We start from the raw sequence: 24,807 nt of genomic DNA, 5'->3' as shown, positions 1-24,807 counted from the left end.
GGACGCGGAGGGAAGCGCAGAGGTACGCGAAGGAGGAGAAAGAACTCTGCGCTTGTTGTTTAGTGGATTGCTTTGTGGAAATCTGGGTAAGTTAGATTTTCGGCGCAATGCCAGATGATGTTAAATACGGCTTCGTAGCGATATGAACTGTTTTTGTAGAACTGTTTACTAAGATAGTCTTTTAGGGTTATGACTACTTGTGGTAAATGTTCATTTTGTAGGATTTGCGTTAAACTATTGGCTATATCCAAAAGACAGGATTCATAGGATAGCTGAATAGTGGCGTTGTAGTTGAAGCAGTTTTTATTGTCATCATCTTGTTGAAAGATTTGAATAAATTGCAGCAGAGTAAGAATAACTTCGTTGAGCTTCTGTTTCACCAATTTGTTTTCTAGATCAAGTTTTTCTAAATTTTGAACTGCATCCATCAGGATTGATTCATCTTTATACGGATTGCTTTGCCGTATTTGGCATAAAGTAGCGATCGCCTTTGGATTACCTGGATCAATTTTCACTAGGCTTTCGGCTGCATACAAACGTCCAGATTCATCTTGAGATGTTTGAATCCTCTCTAATAGAGCCGGTATCGCTCTTTTATTACCTGGATCAATTTTTTCTAAACTCCCAACAGCATTGCATAATAGGCAATCATCTTTAGTAGAGGCGATTAACTCGGTTAAAGTTAGAATTACAGCTTCATTACCAGCACCAAAACGCCCTAAGTCTCTCACTGCTAGATTGAGATAAGAATGATCGTGAGCAGTCCTAATCAGCTCAACTAGAGCATTAATTGCAAGTTGATTACTGGGGTCGATTTGCAATAGAATTCTAGCTGCTCCGTCCGCGATATACTGGGCATCATCTGGATGTTTTGGGGATTGTCCCAAATTTTTAACTAGCTCGAATAGGACATTAATTGCAATTTGATTATTAGAGTCTACTCGTAGGAGACTTTGAGCTGCTTGCAAACGTTCGTTATCAGACTGAGAGGTTTCAAGTGTTTTTGATAGAGTGGCGATCGCAGTTTTATTCCCTGGCTCAATTTTCAACAGATATGTAGCCGCGCGATTTATCAAAAATGCATTCGCAGAAGTTTCGACAATGTGAACTAAACTCTTGATTACAGCTGCATTACCAGGATCAATTTGCCACAAAGCTTGACTCGCATCAAAACAGATTCTATCACCCTGGTTTATCTCTAAGAATTTGACTAGGGCTGCGATCGCAGTTTGATTACCCACAGCAATTTTTCCCAATGCTGCGATCGCATCGCAACAATTGTCTTTATTCAGTGTCGTTTCCATAAGATGAATTAATGCAGCGATTGCAGCGTGATTGCCGTCAGCAATATTTGCCAAAGCCGTAATTCCATGCCTGCAAATTTCCTGCTCTGGTATCTTTTTGATGTCGTTAACTAGAATGGCGATCGCAGTTTCATCACCAACGGCTATTGTGCCTAGACTATAACTTCTTGGGCAGAATCCGTATCTATCTTCAGTAATTGGCATCAATGCTAAGGCTGCGATCGCACTTTTATTACCCGGCTCGATTTCTCCTAGCTTTTCGGCTGCAACTCTAAGAATTGTACGACTTTCAGTAGTATGAACTAAATGAACAAAAGCGGCTATAACCCTTTTTCTATCAGTTAATTCCAGGGTTTTTCTAGCTGTCTTCACCAATGGTTTTGCTAGTATCTGCCAATCACTTTTATCTTGCCGAAAATAGGCATAACTCCATTTGAGCAGTTGTTCTACAATTGCATCACCCAAACTACATTCAGGGAACTGGGATAAAGCCTCAGCTGCCAAAAAGTAGGCGCGATACCGATAAAAATCGCCGCAGCTGTCATCAAAATCTATTAAAGCTTGGATAAAATCTTCTTTTTGCTCCTTATCCACATCCTTTTGGCTGAACCAGTGGAGAATCTCTGGTTTCCACTCCGGCTCAAAGATGCGGTAAGTGCCTTGATTTAAATTGCTGCGATCGTGGTTAAAGAAATACTGCCAATCATGCATTGCCTCCTACCCACTTCGAGATGTGGGACGAAAGGGACTTAAATGAATATTGCTACATCAGTTGGCTTTCTGTCAAGCCTGGACGCGATGAGTATCTGTAAAGTACACGGGAGAAAATACTCTTATTGGGGAAAACTAATAAATGTGAAGGGTGCTAAAGTATCTGCGTCGTTTTCCCTTCCTGGTTGAAAGCCAAAGGGTTCCTAAACTTCCATGAGGTTGTATGAAAGAGATCAAAAATAAAATTACGAATAAATTAGAGCGACTATTGGAACAATGGTTAGTACCTCGTCTGGTACGGTGGGGAGAATATCTAGAAACCAAAATCAGGCGCTATAAACATCAAGAACTGAAGAGTCAATTAAAATTTAGTGGCTCAGGTCTACGATTTAAGCGAGACTTGAGAATTGAACACCCGCAAAATGTATCTCTGGGCAATAAAGTCTATATTGGACAAGATGTCATATTAGATGGACGTGGCGGAATTACAATCGGCGACAATACAACACTTGGATTTAACGTTGTTATTCTCTCTGCAAATCATGACTATCAAAGTAATGATTTGCCTTATGAACATAATGTCTATATTCATAAACCTGTAGTCATCGGTCGCAATGTTTGGATTGGTGGAAATGTCCTTATTGTTCCAGGAGTTTCCATTGGAGATGGTGCAATTGTGGCGGCTGGGACGGTTGTAACTGCTAATGTTGAACCTTTAGCAATTGTTGGAAACCAACGGATGAGAACAATTAAATATCGCGACAAAGAACATTATGAAAAACTCGCCAACAAACAAGAGATTCAGGATAATTCGTAATTCGTAATTCGTAATTCGTAATTATTATCCTATCGCTGGTAGGTAGGCATTAATTTGCCCAACCTACTTGTTATTACACCAATGCTGGCGTATTCGCACCCTTAACTTGAGGTGTTGCAATCATCCGCATTCCTGCGGGTGCGGCTAAAGTTAAACCACGGCGCACAGGACGGACGGGACGTTTATTCACTAGCGAAACTTGAAATTCTGACAAAACAGTTGCCAAGACAATTTTCATTTCATACTGAGCAAATGCCATCCCAATACAGCGACGATTACCGCCACCAAAGGGTAAATATTCATAAGGTGAATATTGTCTTTCTAAAAAGCGTTCTGGTTTGAACTGCTTGGATTGTGGGTAAACTTCTTCCCGATGATGCGCTAAATAAATACTGGGGACTATTGCCGTTCCCTCTCGCAGTTCGTAGCCCATAATTGTAATTGGGGTTTTCACAATTCGCGGGAAAGCTGTCATGACAATTGGATAAATTCGCAATGTTTCTTGGCAAACTGCTGTCAAATAGGGCAATTTAGCTACACTACTTAAATCTGGGTTAACTCCAAGGGTGTTAAGTTCTTGTAGCAACTTCTCACGCACCTCTGGTAAACGATCAATCCAGTAAAAAGCCCATGTCAATGCTGAAGCGGTAGTTTCATGTCCCGCAACTAGCAACGTCATCAACTCGTCGTGTAATTCTTCATCTGACATCCCTTGACCATCGTCATAACGAGCAGCCATCATCAAACTCAGGATATCTTGGCGATTTTGATCGGATTCAGCCCGACGTTCTCGAAGCAAAGCGTAAATCAGTTGATCAATTTTTTGCTGTTGTTGGAGAATTCTACCCCACGGACTCCACGCCCCGAAATCTTTTTGCATGAACCGGAAAAAGAAGGCGGTGGACATTATGGGTGAAGTAATGAAGTCTAGTAAGTCACTTAGCGATCGCCTCAGTTCTTCAAAATGCTGGCCATCATTTAAACCAAATACAACCCGCAGAATAACACGCAGGGTGATTTCTTGCATCGACTCACGGATATTAAAAGGCTTGCCAATTTGCCATTCATTACTCACCTGTCGGGTTATTTCTCGGATATCCTGACCATAAGCCCGCATCCTTTCGCCATGAAAGGGAGGAGCTAAGAGTTGCCGTTGCCGTTGGTGGCGATCGCCATCTGATAACATGAAGGAGCGATCGCCAAGCAAAAATTTTAGTCCTATATTTCCCCTGCCAACCTCAAAATGGCTGGAATCAGCAGTAAAAATCTGCTCTAGTGCTTGGGGTTGACTAAAGTACACAATATGGTTATCGGAGCGACTACTTTTGATTGCGAAAGTGTCACCGTAGATTTTGGCAAAATCATCTATATATTTCACGGGCTGAGTAATAAACTTGATCATCCGCAGCCAGCGCGGCATTTGGGGCCCATCAGGCAAATTGTAAGTTGCTGTCATAAAATTTTGTGGAATTGATGGCTTCTGAATTTATTGTTACGAGTTTTCATGTTACTTAGGGTTACAGAAAGCGGTATATTCATGATTGGGGACTGAGAACTGAAAACTGGGAACTGAAAGGAAAACAAAGAGGACAAATAACTCTTGTACAGACGCGATTAATCGCATCTCTACTCCTAACTCAGCACTCAGCACTCCTAACTCAGGACTCAAGAGGCAGCATCGGAAGCAAGCAGTGCCAAAAATCATCGCTATTCTCAACGGTAAAGGAGGAGTCGGTAAAACGACTACCGCAGTCAATCTGGCTGCAAACTTTGCGAAGAAAAAAAAGGTGCTTCTGATTGATGCAGATATTCAAGGTTCTGCCAGTTGGTGGTTTGGGCGCAGTCAGCAGGGAATGGGATTTGATTTATCTCAAGAAACCGATCCCGCACTTTTAAGTGATTTAGCAAAGATAACAGGTTACGATTTAGTAGTGGTGGATACACCTCCCGCCCTGCGCTCTGAAGCATTAGTGGCGGTAGTTGCGATCGCAGATTATCTAGTTTTGCCTACACCCCCATCTGCAATGGATTTAGCAATCCTCGTGGAAACAGTCAAGGAAGCCGTCATCCCCTTGGGAACCCCCCATCGGGTATTGCTCACCAAAGTCGATACCCGCAGTCTGGGGGAAGCACAAGAAGCAAAAAACACTCTGACTCGCTTAGGTATTCCTACTTGTAATACCTTCATCCGTGCCTATAAAGCTCATGAACGAGCAGCACTTGAAGGTGTAGCGATTACTCAATGGCGAGGAGGAAACGCACGGGAGGCGGAATTAGACTACCGCCGTGCAGCTGATGAATTACAGCGTGATTGGAGAAAATAAGAATGGCTAGGAAACAAAGTCTCTCTGACTTACTACAAGAAGAGGCGCAAAAATTTACACCCCCAGAAGGTGAATCTGCGATCGAAGTTACAGCAGAAAAAGTTGTCGAAGAACAGGCTGCATCTGATGAGGAATCGTTAGGGCAACCACTTGAGCCAGCTTCTACTAAACGCAGTCCTACTAAGGCTGATTTAGAAGCAACTGTCAAAGAGTTGACAAGTAATCTAGAAACAAGCCACAAAAAAGAAGCATCTCTTGGACAAGAAATTACTGATTTGCAATCAAAATTATCTAAACAAAAAACCTTTGCATCAGAACAAAAATCATTACTAGAACAGCTAACAAAAGAACTTGACGAAACCAAAAAAACAGCACTGCAACTTGCAGAAGCAAATTCCCAGCTTATAGAAGAAATTAATGCTTTAAAACAAACAGCAGAAGATAAATCTAAACTTGCTGTAGCTGTAAAAGAAACTAGTGCAATAAAACCAGTAAAAGACCACTACAATCCACTTAACTACAAAAAATCACATCGTTCATCGGAAACACTTGCTCAAGCTCAACCTCAAAATCAACCAAATGAGTATCCCGATAGTTCTAATGAGATGTGGTTACTTGACTAAAATCGATACCATTTTTTTGTGAAACTGTACAAAATCAGACTTGTAAAACAAGGGGTTTAAGCCCCTTTTTCTATACAAACTCACAGGTGATCGGTATTATGCCTACTATAGGACAATATGCCGTGGGTTATTGGTGTAAATGATTGGTTTTTCAATACCCAATAAATCGCCGTCAAAACGAAAGACTAATTATTGTAGAGACGGCGATTTATCGCGTCTTTGTGATGATTTGATCGCAAAAAATCTTAACCGATTTAAACTCGAAAGTCTAAAATATGATCCGCGGTGATTTGTGGTTGTTCCAGATGTGGAAGATGACCGCAATTTTGAATCCAGGTAAGAGTACTGTGTGGAATTGCCATTTTAAATTTCATGGCATCCCCAGTACCCAAAATTTTATCGGAATCGCCCCACAAAATTAGCGTTGATTGCACAATTTGTGATATTGCTTCAACTCTAAAAGCACTGTAACCTCCACTTTTAGTAAAAGAAATCAGAGCTTGATGCCAACTTGGCATTTGTAAGTGCAATGCCCCACAAGATAACGCATCGATAGAGGCAAGACTTTGATTTTTATATCCAATACGAGAAACGCGATCGCGCACCTTCAGATTACTCAAAAACTGAGTTGCTAAATAATCCAGCGGGGGAAACATAAATTTACTCAATGGGGAACCACCCGCCAACCCTGCACTATCAATTAATACCAGCTTTTTTACCACTTCCGGGTAAGTCAACGTAAAATCAATCGCTGTTGCACCACCCATCGAAGCACCCACCAAAATTACAGGTTGGTTAATCAGGCTTTTCCAGAAATAATAAAGATGGGTTTTAATCGCAGTTGGACTATAGGTAATTCCTGAGAGTCTATCTGTAAATCCAAAACCCAACAAATCCACTGCCCACGTTTCATTATCTTTTGAAAGTAGTGGCAAAAGCCGCCGAAATTCTAATACAGAACTGTCAAAGCCGTGGATTAATAAAATCGGAGTTCCGCCACACCCTTGCTTGACAAATGTTGTGGTAATTGCTTGATTAGTTAAAGGAGTAGCGATCGCAGCAGTTTGAATACTCTGAGCTAGTGCGATCGAGGCTGGTTCTGTGAGTTGCCCAACTGCTGTAGGAAGAAAATTCGGAAACATAAATTTCAGTTTATCGTACTAGCCTGTCTCCACGCATAACTGATTTTGTTAAACAATAAAGTTACACAACCTAAGATGCTGAAGTATTATTTGTAATTTATATATAAAACATAAGTCAGGTAATATCAAAATATTCTAACTCCCAACAGACGCGATTAATCGCTTACAGGACAGACACAATTAATCGCCTCTCTACTCTCCAAAAAAATTATGGCATCAAAGAAAATTTTCCAAAATGTCAAAATAGGGACTAAAGCCACGTACAATTAAAATCGCTTATCCCTTAATCCAGGAGCTAATGCCATGCCAATGGCGGTTGGCGTAATTGAAACTTTAGGTTTTCCTAGTGTCTTAGCAGCAGCAGATGCAATGGTCAAAGCTGCCGCAGTCACAATTGTGTATTATGGTCAAGCGGAAAGTGCTCGCTTGTTAGTTGCCGTCCGGGGACACGTTTCGGAAGTAAATAGAGCTGTTGAAGCCGGAATCGTAGCTGGAGAGCAAGTAAAGGTTGGTACAGTAATTACCCACTACATCGTTCCCAATCCCCCGGAAAATGTGGAAACCATATTACCAATCCATTTCACTGAAGAATCAGAACCTTTCCGCATGTTCTAAGCAATTTTGCTATCAAAATCTGTAGCGAAGCTTCGTACAATTAACTTGTAGCCCCCATATCGTTTATTCATACAGGAGATTAATAATGTCATTACAGGCAGTTGGAGCACTCGAAACTAAAGGTTTTCCTGCGGTGCTAGCAGCAGCAGATGCTATGGTAAAAGCTGGTCGAGTCACCCTCGTTGGTTATATCAGAGTAGGTAGCGCTCGGTTTACAGTTAATATTCGTGGCGATGTTTCGGAAGTAAAAGCGGCGATGGCTGCCGGTGTTGAAGCCGCAGAAAATGTTTATGGCGGTACACTTGAATCCTGGGTGATTATTCCTCGTCCCCATGAAAACGTTGAAGCTGTTCTACCAATTGCTTACACAGAACAAGTCCAAGGGTATCGAGAATCTGTAGAAAATCCCATCGTTAGATCAAACAATCGATAGATTCAACATCCTGTGGGGGAATTCAAGATTTCAAACGAAGAATCTCCATAAATGAATTTAAAGAGAAGTTTCTTGTCAAGCTTCTGACTATCAAAACTTTAGGGGAATGCATTCTTTCTGTTTTTAGATTTTGCATAAGTTAAATTTTTAAGCAGAGGGAAAGCAGCAGTCAGAGTCAATAGTCAAAATCAATATTGACTGTTGACTATTTATTGTTAAGAATAACTTGCCAATGTTAGAGGCTTAGTTGTGAGTGAAGCTAGTTTAAAAAAGATAAATTTGCCTATTAATTCCTACCCAGAATAGCGTAGGCGTAGCCCCTCGTAGACATCGCTACATAGCATACTGGGGCTGATTCCACACTACAGCGATACTATTTACCCAAGAATCTATACAATTACTTTTAAAACATCATCTTAAACGCTAATTACCGTATATACACTTAATAAAATCGAAAAATATCATAAAAATTAACTTAATACAATTTAGTTCAGGCTTGATATTGCTTAAAAAGCAAGGACTTAAGCCAATTTATCACAGGAGTTAGGGAATCTTCCGAGGTCAAATCTCATTAACATCAAGCATATTGAAATTTAACTAAGTATTTAACTAAGTAAGGGATTATAGAGTGTTGAAACTTATACGGGTGAAATAACGTCTGACATTGAGTTAAATTAGATTCGTTCCTCGTATATGTTACAAAATGTCAGATTTCCCCGATCCATCTCGTGCAAAGGTGTATCCTCACCACTCTAGGCAAATTTTTGTTCTCAGTTAAAAACATAACTTTACGAAAAGTTAAAATTAACAGAATTGACCTAAACGCTTGATATGCCACGGTTTCGGGAATTTTAAATTAAAAGCAAAACATTAATGTAGAAAGTTTCTGCATAATTTTAGTGAACTAAGACGTAATAAAAGTAGAATCACTGAGCTATTTTCATGAAATTCATGAAATACGGGGCAGCTGCCAGTTAAACAATTAGGTGGGACGAATGGGGGTTGTGATGCAAACTTCAAAATTGAGTTTCGAGGAATGCAATCTCACTATGAAAACGGATATAGAAAAACTGGCTATAGATTGGCAAGAACGATTGGCTGTGGAATGTCCAGAGCAAAATGAAGCTACTAGAGAAAGCATTATTCTCTGGCTGTTGGGATCTGACTCCAAACGGTTTGATCTGTTTAATCCGAAAGAACTTGATATCGCCAAGCAAGCGATGGAATATCGCTGGAGGATTTTACGTCAACGCTACTTGGGGCTGGGGCGAGAACGTGCTTATCGCAACTTGATAACGCGATTAGGGAGTTTAGTAACATTACGCAATAAGATTCAAACTTGGGTTTCTCTCAGCCGCGATCGCCAGCGCAGTGTGATAGATGTGTTACAAGAAGTACTCCAAGAATTATTGCAAAGCGATAGCCAGATGCAACAGCAAATGGCTGATATTGCCAAATATACAACTGATAGACGATTGGGGGATGCCCTGCTATTTGCCAGTTTAGAAGAATATTGTTTGCGGCCAGTCCGCAATCAACCCCTATTAGCTTATCGATTTGTGAATTATTTGCGTCGCACTCAGCGCGGTGGCTTAACCCAAGTACCTGGCCGTGACTTGGTTAGACTCGTGTCAGAAGAAATTCTCACAGATGATAATGATAATCGAGTTAACTTAGTCGATAGTCAGGCGATCGCAGAATATCAAGAAGCACAACAACTAGAGGAACAACTTGCGCTACGCCAGTCAGTACAAAAAGAATTTGAAAATTATTTACAAGAAAATCTGGGAACAGATGCAGTGGAATGGCTACGACTGTATCTGCAAGGTAAGTCCCAAGAAGATATTGCCCAGAGACTAAATAAACAAACTAAGGAAGTCTACCGTCTGCGAGAAAAAATTAGTTACCATGCTGTGCGTGTTTTTGCCCTCAAAGGTAAACCAGAACTCGTAGACAACTGGCTCTCAATTTCCTTGCAAGAACATAACTTAGGGTTAACACAAAAGCAATGGCAGCAACTTGATGAAAAATTGACTCCTCTAGGGCGGCAAATTCTAGACTTGCGGAAAGCGGGTAATTCAATAGAAACAATAGCTCAACAGTTCAAACTCAAAACTCATCAAGTGTTAGGTGAATGGACAAAAATCTATCTTGCAGCCCAAGCTTTAAGAACCCAAGAGTAACCTGTAGTGGGAGTGGGGATAAGGGAGATGAGGGAGAAATAACTAATGCCCCATACCCCATACCCTAATCCTCAGTATTATCCACAGTCTATAATCTAAAATTCATATTCTACTTACGTCTACTTAGGTATATATAATTGAAATTTTAACAATCGAACAAAGTATCTTTATTAACTACCTACTCAATTAGAGGCAAAATATTATATACATAAACACCAAGCAATCAAACCTATGTTGTCTTCAGAGGGCGAACTAACAGATACTACAGGAAATGAGTCCCAGGTGCTAACCGCTACACAATTTAAGTGGGAGGAAGAAAGCGATCGCGAGCAAATATTCCAACTGATTGATAGTCTTTTGTCCTTTGAAGCTTGCCTCTACCACCAGATTTTGCCCTTTGGATTAGAAGACAAAAACCTCTTGCTAGGTATGGTTCATCCACAAGACAGTGAGGCGCTAGATTATGTTGGTCGCATTTTGTCTTCTATCAATTGCACAATGGTGATTGAGGCGATCGCAGCCGACGCTCACCGTAGAATACTGTCAGCCTACCTCAACCATAAGAATACATCTCAGCTAGATGCCCAACAAATACATCAGCCAACAGCGGACTCTCCTTCAACAAATAGCCCAGCGATCGTTGCTGACATACGTGTTCCTTTACTGGATGCCGACTCGGAATCAAATCAACAACCAATATTGATGGTGTTTCAGACACAAAAGCGTCAATATTCTGGGCAGCGCGTAGACTTGCCGCCTACTCCAGAGCTAGACCAATTATCTCAAACTACGACGTTCTTGACCCCTATTGAGAGCGAGAATTCCGAAGTGACACCAAACAATTTACCGATTTTGCCCACACAAGTTCCCGAACTACTTAGTCCGATTGAGGTACTAACAACACTACCACCTAAGAAATTACTAGAAGAATTACTAGGGCGAATCCTGGCTGGGGGAATTGGTCGGCTGTATTTAGAAAGACAAGCTTACGAAGGCAGAATACTGTGGAGTGATAATGGAGTTTTACAGTCTGTATTAGACAAACTGCCGCTCTCGGTTTTTCAAGGAGTACTGAATGAATTAAAGCGGTTTGCTTCCCTGCCTGTCACCACAGTTGCAGAACCAAAACAGGTAGAGAAAGAATACGTATATCAAAAAAACCGCTTATTATTGCGCTTGCGAGTCATGCCGGGAATCTACGGCGAAGAGGCAACACTCCAAGTGTTACGAGGAGCAGCATTAAAGTTCTATCAACAACAACAGTTGGCGCGTCTTGGCCGCGATGCTTTAGGAATTTCTCAGCAACTAAGCTTAAAGTTACATGAACTACAAGAAAGGCTTTTACTGAATCCCAGCCTTGATTCTCAGCAATTAGAGGCTTTAGTTACCCTGAATCAACTAGTCAAAAATTTAGACCAACAGATCAAAATACTGGCGCTAGATAGCAATCCACCAACAAACAGCAAATCATAAGTCTGTCAGTGAAACCGCTGATTTCGATCACATACATAATTGTTATGTTGTAATCGAACTCTAGACCGATCAACCTTAGAGATTCATCTTCAATAAATACAAATTTTGCGATCGTATTCTGAGTAAGATTACGGTTTAAACAAACTTATAGTAGCAAAGTTAGTTTCCCACTCTTAAATCCATTTGTTGCAAATATTTCATGCTAACTGAGGTTTTTAGTGAACTTTTCCCCTTAATGAGTACAGCCAATCCACAGACTTTGGAATGGCTACTCAACGTTGCAATTGAACATGAATACCCATCTGGGCGAGCCGTTGTGATGGAAGATGCCTGGGGTAACGCCGTTTACTTTGTGGTTTCTGGTTGGGTCAAAGTCCGGCGTACCGTCGGGGAAGATTCAGTAGCTCTGGCAATTTTTGGGCGTGGCGATTTTTTTGGAGAAATGGCAATTTTGGATGAATCTCCACGCTCAACTGATGTCATTGCTCTTTCATCCGTGAAATTGCTTAGTATCTCCAGAGAGCGGTTTATTCAAATATTGTTTAAAGACCCGCAGTTACATCACCGGATGTTGCAACTGATGGTGCGGCGATTGCGGCAAATTAACCTACGCTTACAAATGCGGTCTTCACCACCAGCAGTCAAACTTGCCCATACCCTAGTGAGTTTAGGCGAAAGTTATGGTCAGGAATCAGACTTAGGAAAAGAAATTTTTAACATTCCCTTTAAAGATTTAGCAGAGGTGACAGAAATCGGCGTTGAAGAAACCACCAAAATCATGGAAAAGCTGCATGAAAAAGGGTGGATCAAAATTGATAGCGCCAACAACATCATTTATCTTGTGAACTTCAAACAGTTGATGAACTTGGCTGGCAAAATTTGATCGCGGTAGCCCCAAAGATGTAAGGATAGAAAGCATGAGAGCGATCGCAGATGTGGGCACAGAGCTATAGTTGATTGATGAGGCAACAGGTAGTGGAGCGATCGCAGTCACTCACCTGTAAACAGTTAGGTAGCAAACTGCTTTTTAGACAGGTTGATTACCCCTACCTGTTGCATAAACTATATTATGAAACTACTGAGGCGTAAACGCCTTGATTCGCTTTCATCCCCGACTGAAAAGACGTTCACCCCTCAAAACTTTTGGGTTTTGAGGGGTTCACTTCGAGGTTTTCAGCATATTTTCTTATAAACTTGGTTCTGACTACCAGTCGCAGCAAATAAAAGTCAAAAATTAAAAGGTAAATTTGTCATCATGGGAAAAATGACTCATCTACTATTACCTCAGCACTCAAGATGACTGAAGCAACAGCAACTCGTCCCAACACCTACATCCAAGAAACCGAGCCAACGATTCATTACCTGGTGGGAATGTCCCAACCAGAAACCCATCTGTTTGAGGTGACTTTACACCTTGTAGATTATCCCTCGCCGATTCTTGATTTAAAACTGCCGGTGTGGACACCAGGTTCCTATTTAGTCCGGGAATACGCCAAAAACTTACAGGATTTTGAGGCTTTTGCAGAGGATAAGCCTTTACCTTGGCGGAAGATCAGTAAAAATCACTGGCAAGTAGACAAAACGGGTGTTTCAGAATTAACTGTACGTTACCGCATTTTTGCAAATGAGCTATCGGTACGCACAAATCACTTGAATTCCACCCACGGTTATTTCAACGGTGCGGCACTATTTTTTAGAATACCGGGCTGGGACAAGCAACCCATTCGCGTCACCATCGTACCACCACGCCCGGAATGGCAAGTAACTACTGCTCTACCATCTGTTGCTGAGGAAACAAATACTTTCTTGGCTGGCGATTTTGATACTTTGGTTGATACTCCCTTTGAGATTGGTAGCCACCAATTGTATAAATTTGAGGTATTGGGAAAACCCCATGAACTGGCAATCTGGGGGCAAGGTAATTACCAAATTCAGCAGTTGATTGCTGATATCCAAAAAATTATCCAAGTAGAAGCGCAGATGTTCGGCGGTTTGCCTTATGAACGATATGTGTTTCTGCTACATTTATTTAGCCAAGCTTTTGGCGGTTTGGAACATAAAGACTCTTGCTCCTTGATTTACCAACGTTTTGGATTTCGCGCTCAGGAAAAGTACGATCGCTTTATCCAATTAGTTGCACACGAGTTCTTTCACTTGTGGAATGTCAAGCGAATTCGCCCAAAAGCATTAGAGGTCTTTGATTACGACCAAGAAAACTACACACCATCATTGTGGTTTTGTGAAGGTACTACTAGTTACTATGATTTGTTAATTCCTTTGCGGGCAGGAATTTATGATGTTAAGTCGTATTTGAATAACTTGGGTAAGGAAATTACCAGATATGAAACAACACCGGGGCGCAAGGTACAACCCGTTTCCGAGTCAAGTTTTGATGCCTGGATAAAACTTTATCGCCCAGATGCTAATAGCGCTAATTCCCAAATTTCCTATTATTTAAAAGGAGAAATGGTATCGTTATTGCTGGATTTACTGATTCGCTCTACTCACGACAATCAGCGCTCCCTCGATGACGTGATGCTGAAAATGTGGCAGCAATTTGGGAAAGATGAAATTGGCTATACCCCAGAAGAGTTGCAGGAAGTTATCGAATCTGTCGCCGGAATCGATTTGACTGATTTCTTTAAACGCTACATTGATGGCACTGACGATTTGCCTTTTAATCAGTACTTAGAACCCTTTGGCTTGCAGTTGGTAGCTGAACAGCAAGAAGAACCTTACTTGGGCGTGAGAATAAATACAGAGAATGGGCGGGAGATGATTAAATTTGTGGAAACTGGTTCACCTGCACAAGTAGGGGGAATTGATGCGGGTGATGAGTTACTAGCAATTGATGGGATTAAAGTAACGGGAAATAGTTTAAGCGATCGCCTGAAAGATTACCAACCAAACGATAAAATCGAAGTCGCAGTTTTCCACCAAGACGAACTGCGTACCTATTCCATCACCCTCGCGTCACCACATCCCACTCGATATCAGGTAAAGCCTGTTGAGCATCCTGACTCCAGACAGCAGCAAAACTTTGCTGGATGGCTTGGGGCTGCGATCGCAACTGTTTAATAAAGGCATTGGGCATTGGGCATTGGGCATTGGGCATGGGGCATTGGGCATTGGTTATTAATTCTTCTCCTCCTTACCCTTGCCCCTTGCCCCCTGCTCCCCAGTCCCCAGTCCCCAGTCCCCAATCCCCAATCCCCAATCTAAGACGTTCTCACCGCCCCAGAGTAAATCAAACCCCGTTGTAGATCCAGCGTTATAATCGCCCCATCCCGAATCGCCTGGGTTGCCTGCTTCACCCCAACAATCACTGGTACACCAAGACGTAAACCAATTACTGCTGCGTGACTTGTGAGACTTTCATCTTCCGTAATAATTCCACCAGATTTACGAATTGCCTCGACAAAATCGGCACTTGTGCGCGGTGCAACCAATATGTCTCCGGGATTAAAGTTACTAACATCCATGCCAGTATTCGCCACCCGTGCACGACCACTCACTGAACCTTGTCCTAGTCCAATTCCGTGACCTAATACCGCCGTCACCACCTCTACTTTAATCAAATCTGTGGAGCCGGAAATTCCCTGGAGTGTACCCGCGGTCATCACGACTAAATCTCCCTCAGACAGTAACTTAAGCTCCTGAGCCACATTGATCGCAGCTTGAAATGTCTGACCAGTGGAAGGTAATCCTAGTACCAACAGCGGTTTTACTCCCCACACCATCTGTAACTGCCGCGCCACATTCACATGAGGCGTCACTGCTAAAATCGGTGTTTGGGGACGGAACTTAGAGACATTACGAGCTGTTGCCCCAGTTTGCGTTAGGGTCATGATTGCTGCTGCGCCTAGTTGTTCGGCAATTTGACCGACAGCTTGACTAATCGCATTAGGAATGGAGCGCCGGGAATCTCTGACAGAACGTAAGTTTAAGTGTTGGGATTCTTCCTGCTCCATACGTTCGGCAATTCGTGCCATCGTCGCCACTGCTTCTACAGGAAAGCTACCCACGGCGGTTTCATTGGAGAGCATCACCGCATCTGTGCCATCTAAAATCGCATTTGCCACATCCGACACTTCCGCGCGAGTGGGACGGGGATTGCTCACCATGCTGTCTAACATCTGAGTAGCAGTGATGATGGGAATCCCCAAGCGATTTGCTGTGGAAATTAACCGCTTTTGGAGTACGGGAACATCTTCCGCGGGTAATTCCACTCCTAAGTCGCCTCTGGCAACCATCACACCATCACACAAAGCCAGAATCGCCTCCATTTGTTCGATGGCTTCGTGCTTTTCAATTTTGGCCACTACTGGCACTTGCTTACCTGTACTGGAAATTAGTTCTTTAATTTCGATCATGTCCTGCGGATTGCGGACAAAGGAGAGTGCCACCCAATCGACACCCTGATCTAGACCAAACATCAGATCCTCGCGGTCTTTGTCGGTCATTGCCTTAATTGACAGGTAAACGCCAGGAAAGTTTACGCCTTTGTTGTTAGAAAGTTTACCAGGCACGGTGATTCGACAATGCAAATCACCTTTGTCCCGGTTAATCTCCTCTACAACCATTTCTACTCGCCCATCATCGAGGAGGATTTTTGCACCAACTGGGACTTCTTCGGCTAAATAATCGTAGGTGACACAGCTAATTTCTTGAGTGCCTACAACTGGACGATTTGTCAAGGTGAAGCGATCGCCTTTTGCCAAAACTATAGACCCGTTGTCAAACTTCCCCAAGCGAATTTTTGGGCCCTGCAAGTCTTGAAGAATAGCCACTGGCTGATTTAATTCAAAAGCGGTTTGCCGAATTAAGCGAATACTACGCTGATGATCGGCATGAGTTCCGTGGGAGAAGTTTAGCCGCAGCGTCGTGGCTCCCGCTTCAATAATTGCCTTGAGCATTTCAGGACTGCTAGTGGCGGGGCCAATAGTAGCGACAATTTTTGTCCGGCGCAGAGAATCTCTTAATTGCATAGGGGCTGAAGTTAGGGAGCTATCTGGGAAGTCATCGTAACTTAAGTGGCATCTCCTTTTCAGTCACTGCTATATCAATAAGATATAAACAGTTAGAGAGTGTTATGGGAGAGTGGGGCTGTGGGATAGACTAGATATAGTACATCAATCTTGTATCCATCCTCCCAACGAAAGAGTTTATCCCATCAACTTTTTGCCAATTGTCATACCCCACTTATCAGTAAAGATTAGTTCTTGTCTGGAATCATAGCGTTATTCATCTACTGATATGCAAAGCTGTGAATAAATATTGCGATAAAAAAGGTTACAAAACTTTATTGTTCCCTAATCTTTGTCGTATATTCGTAATGTTTGATTAAGAAGGAGTCAATGTTAGAGATGATCACATCGGAGGCACAAAAGCCACTGACAATCCCACCCAAGGAATTTTTAGCGCCTCCTGGTGATTTTAATCCCACGCTACTGCTGTTTTTGGTAGCTGTAGCAATGCTGGTGTTATCTAACTTTGGTTACTGGCTTTGGGAATGGCCGCACTGGCTGTGTTTTAGCGTTAACACCCTTGCCTTGCATTGTGCTGGAACAGTAATTCATGACGCTTGTCACCAATCAGCCCATCGTAACCGGGTGATGAATGCGATGTTAGGGCATGGCAGTGCGTTGATGCTAGCTTTTGCTTTTCCAGTATTTACGCGGGTACATTTACAGCATCACGGTCATGTCAACCATCCTAAAGACGACCCAGATCATTATGTTTCTACGGGTGGCCCGTTATGGCTAATTGCAGTGCGGTTTTTATACCATGAGGTATTTTTCTTTCAACGGCGACTATGGCGTAAATATGAGCTATGGGAATGGTTCATCAGTCGCTTAATTATCGGTGTAATTGTTTATATATCAGTGCAGTACAACTTTTTGGGTTACATTCTGAATTTCTGGTTTATACCAGCGTTTGTGGTGGGGATAGCACTGGGATTATTTTTTGACTATTTGCCCCATCGTCCTTTTGCGGAGCGCGATCGCTGGAAAAATGCCCGCGTTTATCCTAACCCGATTCTCAATATCCTAATTATGGGACAGAATTACCACTTAATTCATCATTTGTGGCCTTCTATCCCTTGGTATAATTACCAACCTGCGTACTATGTCATGAAGCCACTCTTAGATGAAAAAGGATGTTATCAAACTTCAGGATTGTTGCAGAAAAAAGACTTTTTTGAGTTTGTTTATGACATTTTTTTAGGAATTCGGTTTCATCATCAAAAAGAATAGAGTTGTTGCATACAGCGCGATCGCATCAAAAACCTCCGATTTCAACAACCACACCCGGAGCGATCGTTGCTAAGACACTGCAAACACTGGGTATGAATGGAAGCAAATCAGGTAGGCGATTACTAGATGCCACCAGAACAACGACCGCAACTCCAGCCTGTTGCAAGTTTTGCTGATATCGTAAGTTTTGGTCTGTTGTCAGGAGAACCATGAAACTCTCCTGGATCATCAGTTGCAACAGTTCACCATTCTTTTTGCCTGACCATCCCATTTCCATAACTGTGCGTACCTCATAATCAGTGAGTTCACGCCTTAAGGGTCGTGGAACACACTCATCAAGCAGAATTCAGGCGGTCAGCATTTCCTTTGCTAATTCTAGAGCGGCGATCGCTTGCTCACGGCTGACACTGGGAAAGCGATCTAAAAATTCATCCAGTGAGTCACCAGCTTCTAGATAATCAAGCAAGGTTTTTATCCGTACACGAGTACCAACAAAAACAGCAGTTCACCCTAATATATCGGGGTCGCTATGAACAACACGTGATATCAATGTCATATAGTTAGCTTGTCTGCGACAGAATACCTTCTGATCCTAGCTCTGGTTGTCTCAGAGGTTGTTTGAAAAGTGGTTGGCTGTTTAAAAATGCTGAACCAATTTGACGTTTTCACAACTTGATTTTAAATATTCTATCTTTTCAACCATAGACTGCCCAACACCAATCAATACCCCGTGACGATCTTCACCCAGTAGCCACTCAAACTTTTTCGAGACTATGTAATATTCAAACCCATACATTTCTGCTATTAGGTCGGCAATTACCGCAATCTTGCCCTCATAGAGCCAGTAATTACCATGCTGTTTAGTTCTTTTCCAGTCTTCAGTCACAAACCATACTGTCTCTTCTAGAGGTACGAGTTTTTTCAAAACGTCGGGTGCATATTCGAGATGAATTGAGCAAGACGGTTCTTTGAATGAACCCCACCAGCAGGGATAATTTAGTCCTTTTTTAGCCAAGCTTGTGAATCGCTCAAGAATTAACACCAATATCTGTTCGTATTCATGAAGGCTAACTAACCTGAAATCATTGCAAGAAAGGTTTAGCGTTTTTATGGCTTCTTCAATATCTACTCTGAAATCTAAGCGTTGAGTCATAAAATCTACATCGCTCTAATACCAATGAGTAATCAATTGCGATCGCTCTCCAAACAAAGCCAAATCAGTAATTTTGGTTGGTGATGTATGCGAGCGATCGCAGTAATTAAACTACCGTTATATCCCTAAAGAGGTTATTCCATAATACTTTTGAATGCGTGAATGCGTGACTTTCGCCTTGCGGTACTAGACTATTAAGAATGATTATTTTCTAATCAACATTACCCGCAGACAACACTTGTTCAACTGTAAGCGCAATTTCCGGGAAAGTTGCAGACACAATTTGCTGACTTCCGCTAAACTCTTGTTCCTCGTACAATCCTTCTGACAAGAATAAAATCGTAATTTTTGACTCTATTGGATCTACAATCCAATATTCAGGAATCTCTAACGCTGCATATTCAGAACGTTTATACCGATAATCGCGTTTTACTGAATCAGGACTGACAACTTCCACTACTAATATCGGCGCAGACTGACAAACAGCAGACTCATCAAGGAATTCCATTACCTGTTCAGCCCTTACAACATAAACATCAGGCAATCTTGACTTTCGCCATCCCGTTCTTACCCCTGCCTCTCTAAAACATAGCCAAGGTAAACTCAAGCGATTGATTTCTTTGTCAAATGTCTGTTCAAGGAATTTAGCAAGTAGTAAATGTCTAAAAGTTGGTGGATTCATGCGTTCTAGTTTTCCATCCACCAGTTCATAACGGCTATCAGTACCATCGTTATAAGCGAGATATTCTTCAAAAGAGTATAGATGCTCTGTAGTTGTTTGTGTCATCACGCAACTTTTAAATAAAGGTTTTTTTTGAGGTAGTACTCAAAAAATCATGAGTAATTGCACATTGGCTTGTAGTAGCGTTTAAACGTGAATTGATTGGATTTTAACAGCGCGTTGTGGGTTTATAGCTAATCCATATTTCACCTCCATAACTGTTATAGATGAAACAAAAATTTCAATAGGAGAGATTAACTTTATTCGCTTGAGGGTGTTTTCTTCTCCTTTGACAAAATCACTAATTACGCAAGTATCCAGTAGATAACCCATACATAATTAAAATTCTATTTCGTTCGGGGGTATCAGTTAATCTCAATATGATTCAAAGATAATACTTTCTTTTATACCTGAATATTGCATGATTATTTCTGCCCATTGGCTGGGTTTAGTTTCTAGGAAGGTGACAAACACTAAACTTTCAGTGATACCTTCTGGTGTTTCAGTTAATTCAATTTTGCCGTTTTTATAAATTCCTTGAATTGTTTTTAACATATAGCTTACCTCCTACATAAATTTTAATCTATAGGACTCATATTTGATTGTTTAAAAAATATAGTATAACTCAAAGAGGCTTATTGACCCTTTTTGAATTAAAAATATGAAATTAAGAAGAAGAATAATTTTTAATTAATTTTGGGTACAAGCCCGTTGCCTATTGCTTTACTACGCAAATAATTTCATAAATGAAATCGGATAGCTATATAAAAATAATCTCTGAAAGCGATCGCTGGGTATCAATGGAAATGAAAGGGAGTGGGGATTAGGGAAACTAAGCCGCCCGCCCACACTATGCGCGGGTTTCAACCTATCAAGAGAATACAAGGATTTTATTGCGCCACTTGCGGGCGAAAGCGCGTAGCGGGACGAAGTACGGCTTTAAACCTTTTTCGGAGCTAATTTCTTCTCCTACTCCCTACTCCCGCCCCGAAGGGGTTGTAAATCAAAACGTACAATAGCGATCGCGCCCCTTTTGTTTGGCATTGTACAGTGCTTTATCGGCTAAAGCGATGAGTGTATCTGGCTTAATGTCGCAAATGGGTATGACAGAAGTAATACCCAAACTAACTGTGACGATATCCTTGACATCAGACGATGCATGGGAAATGGACTGAGCGTAAATTGCTTGCTGAATATTTTGTGTTACTTTGATTGCTCCTGCTAAATCAGTATTGGGAAGCAGTACCGAAAATTCTTCTCCTCCATAACGTGCTACTAGATCGCCAGGACGATTAACTGTCTGTTGAACTGTTTGCGCTATTTTTATTAAACAATAATCGCCTTCAAGATGACCATAGCAGTCGTTGTAAGATTTGAATTTATCAACATCGAATAAAATCATTGACAGGGGTCGTCGTTCTCTTGCAAGGCGTTTCCATTCTGCTTGCAGTCGTGCATTGAAGCAGCGACGGTTAGCTACCTGAGTCAAACCATCTAGATTTACCAATTGTTCTAGTTTAAGATTTGCATCTTCTGCTGTTTCTTTAGCAATTACTAACTCTGCTGTTCTCTCCTGTACCCGTTGTTCCAAAGTTTCCAAGGATGTTTGTAACTGAAGTGCCATGTTGTTAAACGATGCTGCCAGTTGACCTATTTCGTCTTGTGAGCTAATTTTGGCGCGGATATCTAAGTTACCTGCGGTAAATTGGAAAACTATATTCGTAAGGTAAATTATTGGTTTTGTTAGCAGTTGTCCAATGGCAAAAGCGATGATTGTCACTACTGAAGCAATAATTGCAAATAGAAACATTGCATCACGAATTTGCTTTTCTACAGGTTCTAGGGCAACAGCAAGGGGTTGTGCGAACAACACAGTCCAAGGTTTATATTTTAAATGAGCGATCGCAATCAGATTAACCTGATTACCTGTTGCTGACAAGGATGCAATTAAATACGACTGTTTATTATCTAATGCTTGCTTAAGTTTTGACTCATTAGTTGCCAATTCTTTGAAAGGAGAATTAAGCAAACGCCCTTTCTGTTGTAGTTGAGTTACAACATCCAAAGGCAGGGGCACAATTGATTTAAAAAGTAGTTTTGGTGCAGTGCTATGTGCCAGATAAATATTATTTTCATCTAAAAGAATAGCAAAGGATTTTGCCCCAGCCCGTTCAGTTTGTCGAGTTACTAACTGCTGGACAACAGTAGCATTGTATGAAACACGCAATACACCCAATATATCTCCCTTGGCATTGCGAACCGGACTGCTAAAAAACAGGGTAACAAGGTCAGGAATTGTTGGCGATCGCTTCATGCTAGAAACAAAGGATAACTCTGTTTGCAATGGTTTTTTAAAATAATCTTGATCAGATTCATCTTTGCCAATGTTCGATGTATGTGTATCCAATACATTTTTCCCGTTTAAGTCGAGCAAAGCATAAGAGAGAATATTGAGCATATCTTTGCGACTGAGACGAATTAATGTTTCTATCGCCAATTGCATTTCGGGGCTGTCATCTCGCTGTTTTGGAGTTAGGCTGAGGTAGCGTGCCGAACCTGGTAAAATCGCCTCTACGCGCACGGCATTGAGATTTCCATCAATAAAGGCATCTATTCTGTTAGCGGTTTCCTTAGCCGCCGCAGATAGGGCTTGTCGGGCGTTGTCAGTTAGTGCTTTTTCAGTTGTCTGTTTGTTGATAAATGCCAATAACAGCAAAGGAATCAAAGCAACAATCAGAAACGAGGCGATCAACTTTGTCCGAATGCTGCCCAAAAAAGTCTGCTGCATGGCTTTAAACTAGAAGGGAGGGTTCAAGAAGGAAGAATTGAACAAACTTTTTAGCTCAGGAATACGCGTCACATTTCCAGAGCGAATAAAAAAGTCTGCATATATCTTGGCAGTTTTGTAGATAGAGTTAGGGTTGTTAGATTGAAATAATTTTTGATTTTCAGCTAAATCAGTTAGGTTCACTCCCTCCAGAGAGAGTGTATTGCTAGGAATTTTTAAGGCTTTGCTGATGATCGCGTTTCCTTCCTGAACATTTGCCCTCCAGTAGGTCTCAGCTTGCAGCCATCCTCGCACAAATGCACGAACGTCTTCGGGGCGATCGCGGATTGTATCATTGCGAAAGATAATCATATCTAAAATCAAGCCAGGGGTTTGTTTGCTAGTAAATAGGATATGTCCCCCTGATTTAATAGCTTCAGAAAGATGGGGTTGCCAAGTGTGTCCGGCTTGAATAACATTATTTTTCAGGCCTTGAGGAATTTCTAAAGCCTCTAATTTAACCAATTTCACATCATCGCTGGTCAAGTTGGAACTTTTCAACATCTCAGTCACAAAAAGTTCGCTAAAACCGCCTAGATTTGCACCTAGCTTTTTCCCTTGCAACTCAGCGACAGTTTTTATTTGTGGTTGGGCGACTACTACATCTGCTCCTGTTGATTCATCTATAACCAGCACACCTTGTATATCAGGATTTGTGGCACTCAAGATGATAAAACTTCCCAAGGACGCTGTAATACCATCATACTTACCCGCACTGAAATTTGCTCTTTCCAACTGGCTATATTGTTTATTAATTAGTTCAACATCTACACCTCGGGCTTTGAAGAATCCTTTTTCTTGAGCAATGATGCCTGGATACTCTCCAATAAAAGATGTAAATTGCACTTTCAAGGGAGGGCGTTTGAATTCGGTCGGTGATGAAGTATGACAACCAAATAGCAAACAGGCGGTAATGAGACAAATACTAATATATCTGAGTAGTTTAAACAAAGTTAGCTGGCTGACAGATACTTTAATATAGAAGCAATCTGAAAGCGATCGCCTCGAAAGTTTCCCGAAAGTGCGTCGCCTACAGATATCCTCAAAGTGCATTAGGCTTTCAGTCTCAACCAACCACCTCAATCTCGTCGGCATCCAATGAGATTGTTACATTGTCGTATTGGGTTTGACTGCAATTGTCCAATACCGAAATGTTTCACCTCCGATCCGATCGCTATTCTCATGATATATCTGCCGCAAACATTTATAAAATGCTTGGGCTTCATTCTCTAATCCAAATGTTATCAAGCACTTTAATATACGGGTGATGCGAAGATAATTATGGTCTAATATAGAAACCCATTCGCGTTTACGATTCGGATAGTCTTCTGACTGGCTGACAACTATTTTTCCGTCATTACTCTCATAACGTTGCAACCCATAAAACTGAAGCATGACTGTGAAGGAACGCAGCAAATTTTGGCGTAGGTGGGGGTTGATTTGAAATGCTTGAATTACTGACTCATCAACGATGGGTGCATCAGGATTGAATGCACTTTGTTCAGCTAAAGGGAACAACCACTGAATGTAATCATGGGCACATTCTAATTCTTCAAAATTCCAAGTCCAAATATCTTGAATTGTGCGACCTTCTGAATCTTGTTGCTCCCCTAAGTAGAACGGAACAAGCATTGAAGTGAGTTGTTTTTCATGATTCATTGGAAACTACCTTCACAAATCAACATCAGGAGCTAATTTTGTAGTTTTTTTACATGAATTTTCTTAGATAGCTTACACTTTTGACTTCACTGCTGACTGTGATGCTTGTAAAGTCTGAGGCAAACTCCAGTCGGGACGCAAGCTGGCGGCATTGCGTAAATATATATGATGAATTGAGGCGGAGGCTGGCAGATAGGCATGGATTAAGAACCGAATGCAGCGCTGTAAGCTGCCTTCGACGTGCATTTGCTGCACATCCAACATAGCCACATTATCCCAACCAGGACGCGCTCTGGCGATCGCAGCTGGGAAAATCGCATCCAAATCGCGTGTCACAGAGAAAGTCACACTGATCATGTCCCCCGGCTGGAATTGATTCCGGTTTTCTAATTCATCTAGTAGTTCTGTAACTACCTCTTGAATTACCTCAACAGTATTTTCTGAAGCGGTTGTTGCTCCGCGAATAGCCCGCATTTGCCAGTCCACGCCAAAATCCTCCTTAAAACATAAAAGTGAGGAATTAGGAGTTGAGAATGAGAAGTTAAGATTTTTAACTCATAACTCC

The 24,807-nt window shown here is 41.6% G+C and carries 22 protein-coding genes and 2 pseudogenes; 10 read left to right on the top strand and 14 right to left on the bottom strand.

Features of this window, described 5'->3' with window-relative positions; genetic code table 11:
- Positions 1-59: 59 nt before the first annotated feature.
- Positions 60-2,015: a HEAT repeat domain-containing protein gene (locus ACWATR_RS05365; RefSeq protein WP_460330159.1), complete on the bottom strand. Its 1,956-nt coding sequence runs from the start codon at positions 2,013-2,015 to the stop codon at positions 60-62.
- Between the two features lie 223 nt (positions 2,016-2,238).
- Here ACWATR_RS05365 and ACWATR_RS05360 point away from each other — a divergent pair, with 223 nt between their 5' ends.
- Positions 2,239-2,832, top strand: coding sequence for an acyltransferase (locus tag ACWATR_RS05360; RefSeq protein WP_460330157.1), 594 nt, complete (start codon positions 2,239-2,241; stop codon positions 2,830-2,832).
- A 73-nt stretch (positions 2,833-2,905) separates the two neighbouring features.
- On the opposite strand, the gene ACWATR_RS05355 is transcribed toward ACWATR_RS05360, so the two are convergent.
- A complete protein-coding gene (locus tag ACWATR_RS05355) occupies positions 2,906-4,288 on the bottom strand; it encodes a cytochrome P450 (protein ID WP_460330155.1) in 1,383 nt (460 codons plus the stop codon).
- Positions 4,289-4,523: 235 nt separating this feature from the next.
- Here ACWATR_RS05355 and ACWATR_RS05350 point away from each other — a divergent pair, with 235 nt between their 5' ends.
- Together ACWATR_RS05350 and ACWATR_RS05345 are read left to right on the top strand one after the other, a co-directional pair.
- On the top strand, positions 4,524-5,156 hold the full coding sequence (locus ACWATR_RS05350) for a ParA family protein (protein ID WP_099102086.1): 633 nt from the start codon (positions 4,524-4,526) through the stop codon (positions 5,154-5,156).
- Positions 5,157-5,158: 2 nt separating this feature from the next.
- The gene (locus ACWATR_RS05345; protein WP_460330152.1) at positions 5,159-5,779 is read left to right on the top strand and encodes a hypothetical protein; all 621 of its coding nucleotides are present in this window, start codon (positions 5,159-5,161) and stop codon (positions 5,777-5,779) included.
- A gap of 254 nt (positions 5,780-6,033) precedes the next feature.
- On the opposite strand, the gene ACWATR_RS05340 is transcribed toward ACWATR_RS05345, so the two are convergent.
- Positions 6,034-6,921, bottom strand: a complete 888-nt coding sequence (locus tag ACWATR_RS05340; protein ID WP_460330150.1) for an alpha/beta fold hydrolase — start codon at positions 6,919-6,921, stop codon at positions 6,034-6,036.
- A gap of 303 nt (positions 6,922-7,224) precedes the next feature.
- On the opposite strand from ACWATR_RS05340, the gene ACWATR_RS05335 reads away from it, so the two are divergent.
- From ACWATR_RS05335 to ACWATR_RS05310, 6 genes and pseudogenes are all read left to right on the top strand, one after another.
- On the top strand, positions 7,225-7,536 hold the full coding sequence (locus tag ACWATR_RS05335; protein ID WP_190917606.1) for a BMC domain-containing protein: 312 nt from the start codon (positions 7,225-7,227) through the stop codon (positions 7,534-7,536).
- Positions 7,537-7,621: 85 nt separating this feature from the next.
- The gene (locus tag ACWATR_RS05330) at positions 7,622-7,969 is read left to right on the top strand and encodes a carbon dioxide-concentrating mechanism protein CcmK (RefSeq protein ID WP_012409276.1); all 348 of its coding nucleotides are present in this window, start codon (positions 7,622-7,624) and stop codon (positions 7,967-7,969) included.
- 995 nt (positions 7,970-8,964) lie between these two features.
- Positions 8,965-10,152, top strand: coding sequence for a HetZ-related protein 2 (locus ACWATR_RS05325; protein WP_460330149.1), 1,188 nt, complete (start codon positions 8,965-8,967; stop codon positions 10,150-10,152).
- 231 nt (positions 10,153-10,383) lie between these two features.
- Positions 10,384-10,596: pseudogene (locus ACWATR_RS05320) on the top strand (pilus assembly protein PilB); the annotation flags it as partial.
- 1,228 nt (positions 10,597-11,824) lie between these two features.
- Positions 11,825-12,508, top strand: a complete 684-nt coding sequence (locus ACWATR_RS05315) for a Crp/Fnr family transcriptional regulator (RefSeq protein WP_460330147.1) — start codon at positions 11,825-11,827, stop codon at positions 12,506-12,508.
- A gap of 413 nt (positions 12,509-12,921) precedes the next feature.
- Positions 12,922-14,703: a M61 family metallopeptidase gene (locus ACWATR_RS05310; protein WP_460330145.1), complete on the top strand. Its 1,782-nt coding sequence runs from the start codon at positions 12,922-12,924 to the stop codon at positions 14,701-14,703.
- 140 nt (positions 14,704-14,843) lie between these two features.
- Here ACWATR_RS05310 and pyk read toward each other — a convergent pair whose 3' ends face one another.
- The gene (gene pyk / locus ACWATR_RS05305; protein WP_460330143.1) at positions 14,844-16,613 is read right to left on the bottom strand and encodes a pyruvate kinase; all 1,770 of its coding nucleotides are present in this window, start codon (positions 16,611-16,613) and stop codon (positions 14,844-14,846) included.
- A 378-nt stretch (positions 16,614-16,991) separates the two neighbouring features.
- On the opposite strand from pyk, the gene crtR reads away from it, so the two are divergent.
- Positions 16,992-17,882 carry a beta-carotene hydroxylase gene (gene crtR, locus ACWATR_RS05300; RefSeq protein ID WP_460340206.1) on the top strand — a complete coding sequence of 297 codons (891 nt, stop codon included), beginning with the start codon at positions 16,992-16,994 and terminating at the stop codon, positions 17,880-17,882.
- 25 nt (positions 17,883-17,907) lie between these two features.
- Here crtR and ACWATR_RS05295 read toward each other — a convergent pair whose 3' ends face one another.
- The 10 genes and pseudogenes from ACWATR_RS05295 to aroH all read right to left on the bottom strand — a co-directional run bounded on the left by ACWATR_RS05295 (position 17,908) and on the right by aroH (position 24,728).
- Entirely contained in the window at positions 17,908-18,159 is a 252-nt protein-coding gene (locus ACWATR_RS05295; protein ID WP_460330141.1) for a hypothetical protein, read from the bottom strand.
- Between the two features lie 69 nt (positions 18,160-18,228).
- A pseudogene (locus ACWATR_RS05290) lies at positions 18,229-18,438 on the bottom strand (DUF433 domain-containing protein).
- Between the two features lie 81 nt (positions 18,439-18,519).
- The gene (locus ACWATR_RS05285; protein WP_460330139.1) at positions 18,520-19,035 is read right to left on the bottom strand and encodes a DUF6756 family protein; all 516 of its coding nucleotides are present in this window, start codon (positions 19,033-19,035) and stop codon (positions 18,520-18,522) included.
- 211 nt (positions 19,036-19,246) lie between these two features.
- Complete coding sequence (locus tag ACWATR_RS05280) at positions 19,247-19,822, bottom strand: Uma2 family endonuclease (RefSeq protein ID WP_460330137.1); 576 nt, start codon at positions 19,820-19,822, stop codon at positions 19,247-19,249.
- Between the two features lie 81 nt (positions 19,823-19,903).
- On the bottom strand, positions 19,904-20,089 hold the full coding sequence (locus ACWATR_RS05275) for a PIN domain-containing protein (protein WP_460330135.1): 186 nt from the start codon (positions 20,087-20,089) through the stop codon (positions 19,904-19,906).
- A 42-nt stretch (positions 20,090-20,131) separates the two neighbouring features.
- The gene (locus tag ACWATR_RS05270) at positions 20,132-20,311 is read right to left on the bottom strand and encodes a hypothetical protein (protein WP_460330133.1); all 180 of its coding nucleotides are present in this window, start codon (positions 20,309-20,311) and stop codon (positions 20,132-20,134) included.
- 448 nt (positions 20,312-20,759) lie between these two features.
- Positions 20,760-22,544, bottom strand: coding sequence for a sensor domain-containing diguanylate cyclase (locus tag ACWATR_RS05265; RefSeq protein ID WP_460330131.1), 1,785 nt, complete (start codon positions 22,542-22,544; stop codon positions 20,760-20,762).
- A 9-nt stretch (positions 22,545-22,553) separates the two neighbouring features.
- A complete protein-coding gene (locus ACWATR_RS05260; protein WP_460340203.1) occupies positions 22,554-23,534 on the bottom strand; it encodes an ABC transporter substrate-binding protein in 981 nt (326 codons plus the stop codon).
- Between the two features lie 156 nt (positions 23,535-23,690).
- The gene (locus ACWATR_RS05255) at positions 23,691-24,242 is read right to left on the bottom strand and encodes an opioid growth factor receptor-related protein (RefSeq protein ID WP_460330129.1); all 552 of its coding nucleotides are present in this window, start codon (positions 24,240-24,242) and stop codon (positions 23,691-23,693) included.
- A gap of 72 nt (positions 24,243-24,314) precedes the next feature.
- Positions 24,315-24,728, bottom strand: coding sequence for a chorismate mutase (gene aroH, locus ACWATR_RS05250; RefSeq protein ID WP_460330127.1), 414 nt, complete (start codon positions 24,726-24,728; stop codon positions 24,315-24,317).
- Positions 24,729-24,807 lie beyond the last annotated feature (79 nt).

This window comes from Nostoc sp. UIC 10890, from assembly GCF_054786515.1.
The sequence above is the reverse complement of the archived record's forward strand: the minus strand, read 5'-3'. Positions and strand labels throughout refer to the sequence as shown.

Coding starts and splice junctions, on each gene's coding strand:
- ACWATR_RS05365 (WP_460330159.1), bottom strand. CDS start 2,015: ATGCATGATTGGCAGTATTTCTTTAACCACGATCGCAGCAATTTAAAT.
- ACWATR_RS05360 (WP_460330157.1), top strand. CDS start 2,239: ATGAAAGAGATCAAAAATAAAATTACGAATAAATTAGAGCGACTATTG.
- ACWATR_RS05355 (WP_460330155.1), bottom strand. CDS start 4,288: ATGACAGCAACTTACAATTTGCCTGATGGGCCCCAAATGCCGCGCTGG.
- ACWATR_RS05345 (WP_460330152.1), top strand. CDS start 5,159: ATGGCTAGGAAACAAAGTCTCTCTGACTTACTACAAGAAGAGGCGCAA.
- ACWATR_RS05340 (WP_460330150.1), bottom strand. CDS start 6,921: ATGTTTCCGAATTTTCTTCCTACAGCAGTTGGGCAACTCACAGAACCA.
- ACWATR_RS05335 (WP_190917606.1), top strand. CDS start 7,225: ATGCCAATGGCGGTTGGCGTAATTGAAACTTTAGGTTTTCCTAGTGTC.
- ACWATR_RS05330 (WP_012409276.1), top strand. CDS start 7,622: ATGTCATTACAGGCAGTTGGAGCACTCGAAACTAAAGGTTTTCCTGCG.
- ACWATR_RS05325 (WP_460330149.1), top strand. CDS start 8,965: ATGGGGGTTGTGATGCAAACTTCAAAATTGAGTTTCGAGGAATGCAAT.
- ACWATR_RS05315 (WP_460330147.1), top strand. CDS start 11,825: ATGCTAACTGAGGTTTTTAGTGAACTTTTCCCCTTAATGAGTACAGCC.
- ACWATR_RS05310 (WP_460330145.1), top strand. CDS start 12,922: ATGACTGAAGCAACAGCAACTCGTCCCAACACCTACATCCAAGAAACC.
- pyk (WP_460330143.1), bottom strand. CDS start 16,613: ATGCAATTAAGAGATTCTCTGCGCCGGACAAAAATTGTCGCTACTATT.
- crtR (WP_460340206.1), top strand. CDS start 16,992: ATGATCACATCGGAGGCACAAAAGCCACTGACAATCCCACCCAAGGAA.
- ACWATR_RS05295 (WP_460330141.1), bottom strand. CDS start 18,159: ATGGAAATGGGATGGTCAGGCAAAAAGAATGGTGAACTGTTGCAACTG.
- ACWATR_RS05285 (WP_460330139.1), bottom strand. CDS start 19,035: ATGACTCAACGCTTAGATTTCAGAGTAGATATTGAAGAAGCCATAAAA.
- ACWATR_RS05280 (WP_460330137.1), bottom strand. CDS start 19,822: ATGACACAAACAACTACAGAGCATCTATACTCTTTTGAAGAATATCTC.
- ACWATR_RS05275 (WP_460330135.1), bottom strand. CDS start 20,089: ATGGGTTATCTACTGGATACTTGCGTAATTAGTGATTTTGTCAAAGGA.
- ACWATR_RS05270 (WP_460330133.1), bottom strand. CDS start 20,311: ATGTTAAAAACAATTCAAGGAATTTATAAAAACGGCAAAATTGAATTA.
- ACWATR_RS05265 (WP_460330131.1), bottom strand. CDS start 22,544: ATGCAGCAGACTTTTTTGGGCAGCATTCGGACAAAGTTGATCGCCTCG.
- ACWATR_RS05255 (WP_460330129.1), bottom strand. CDS start 24,242: ATGAATCATGAAAAACAACTCACTTCAATGCTTGTTCCGTTCTACTTA.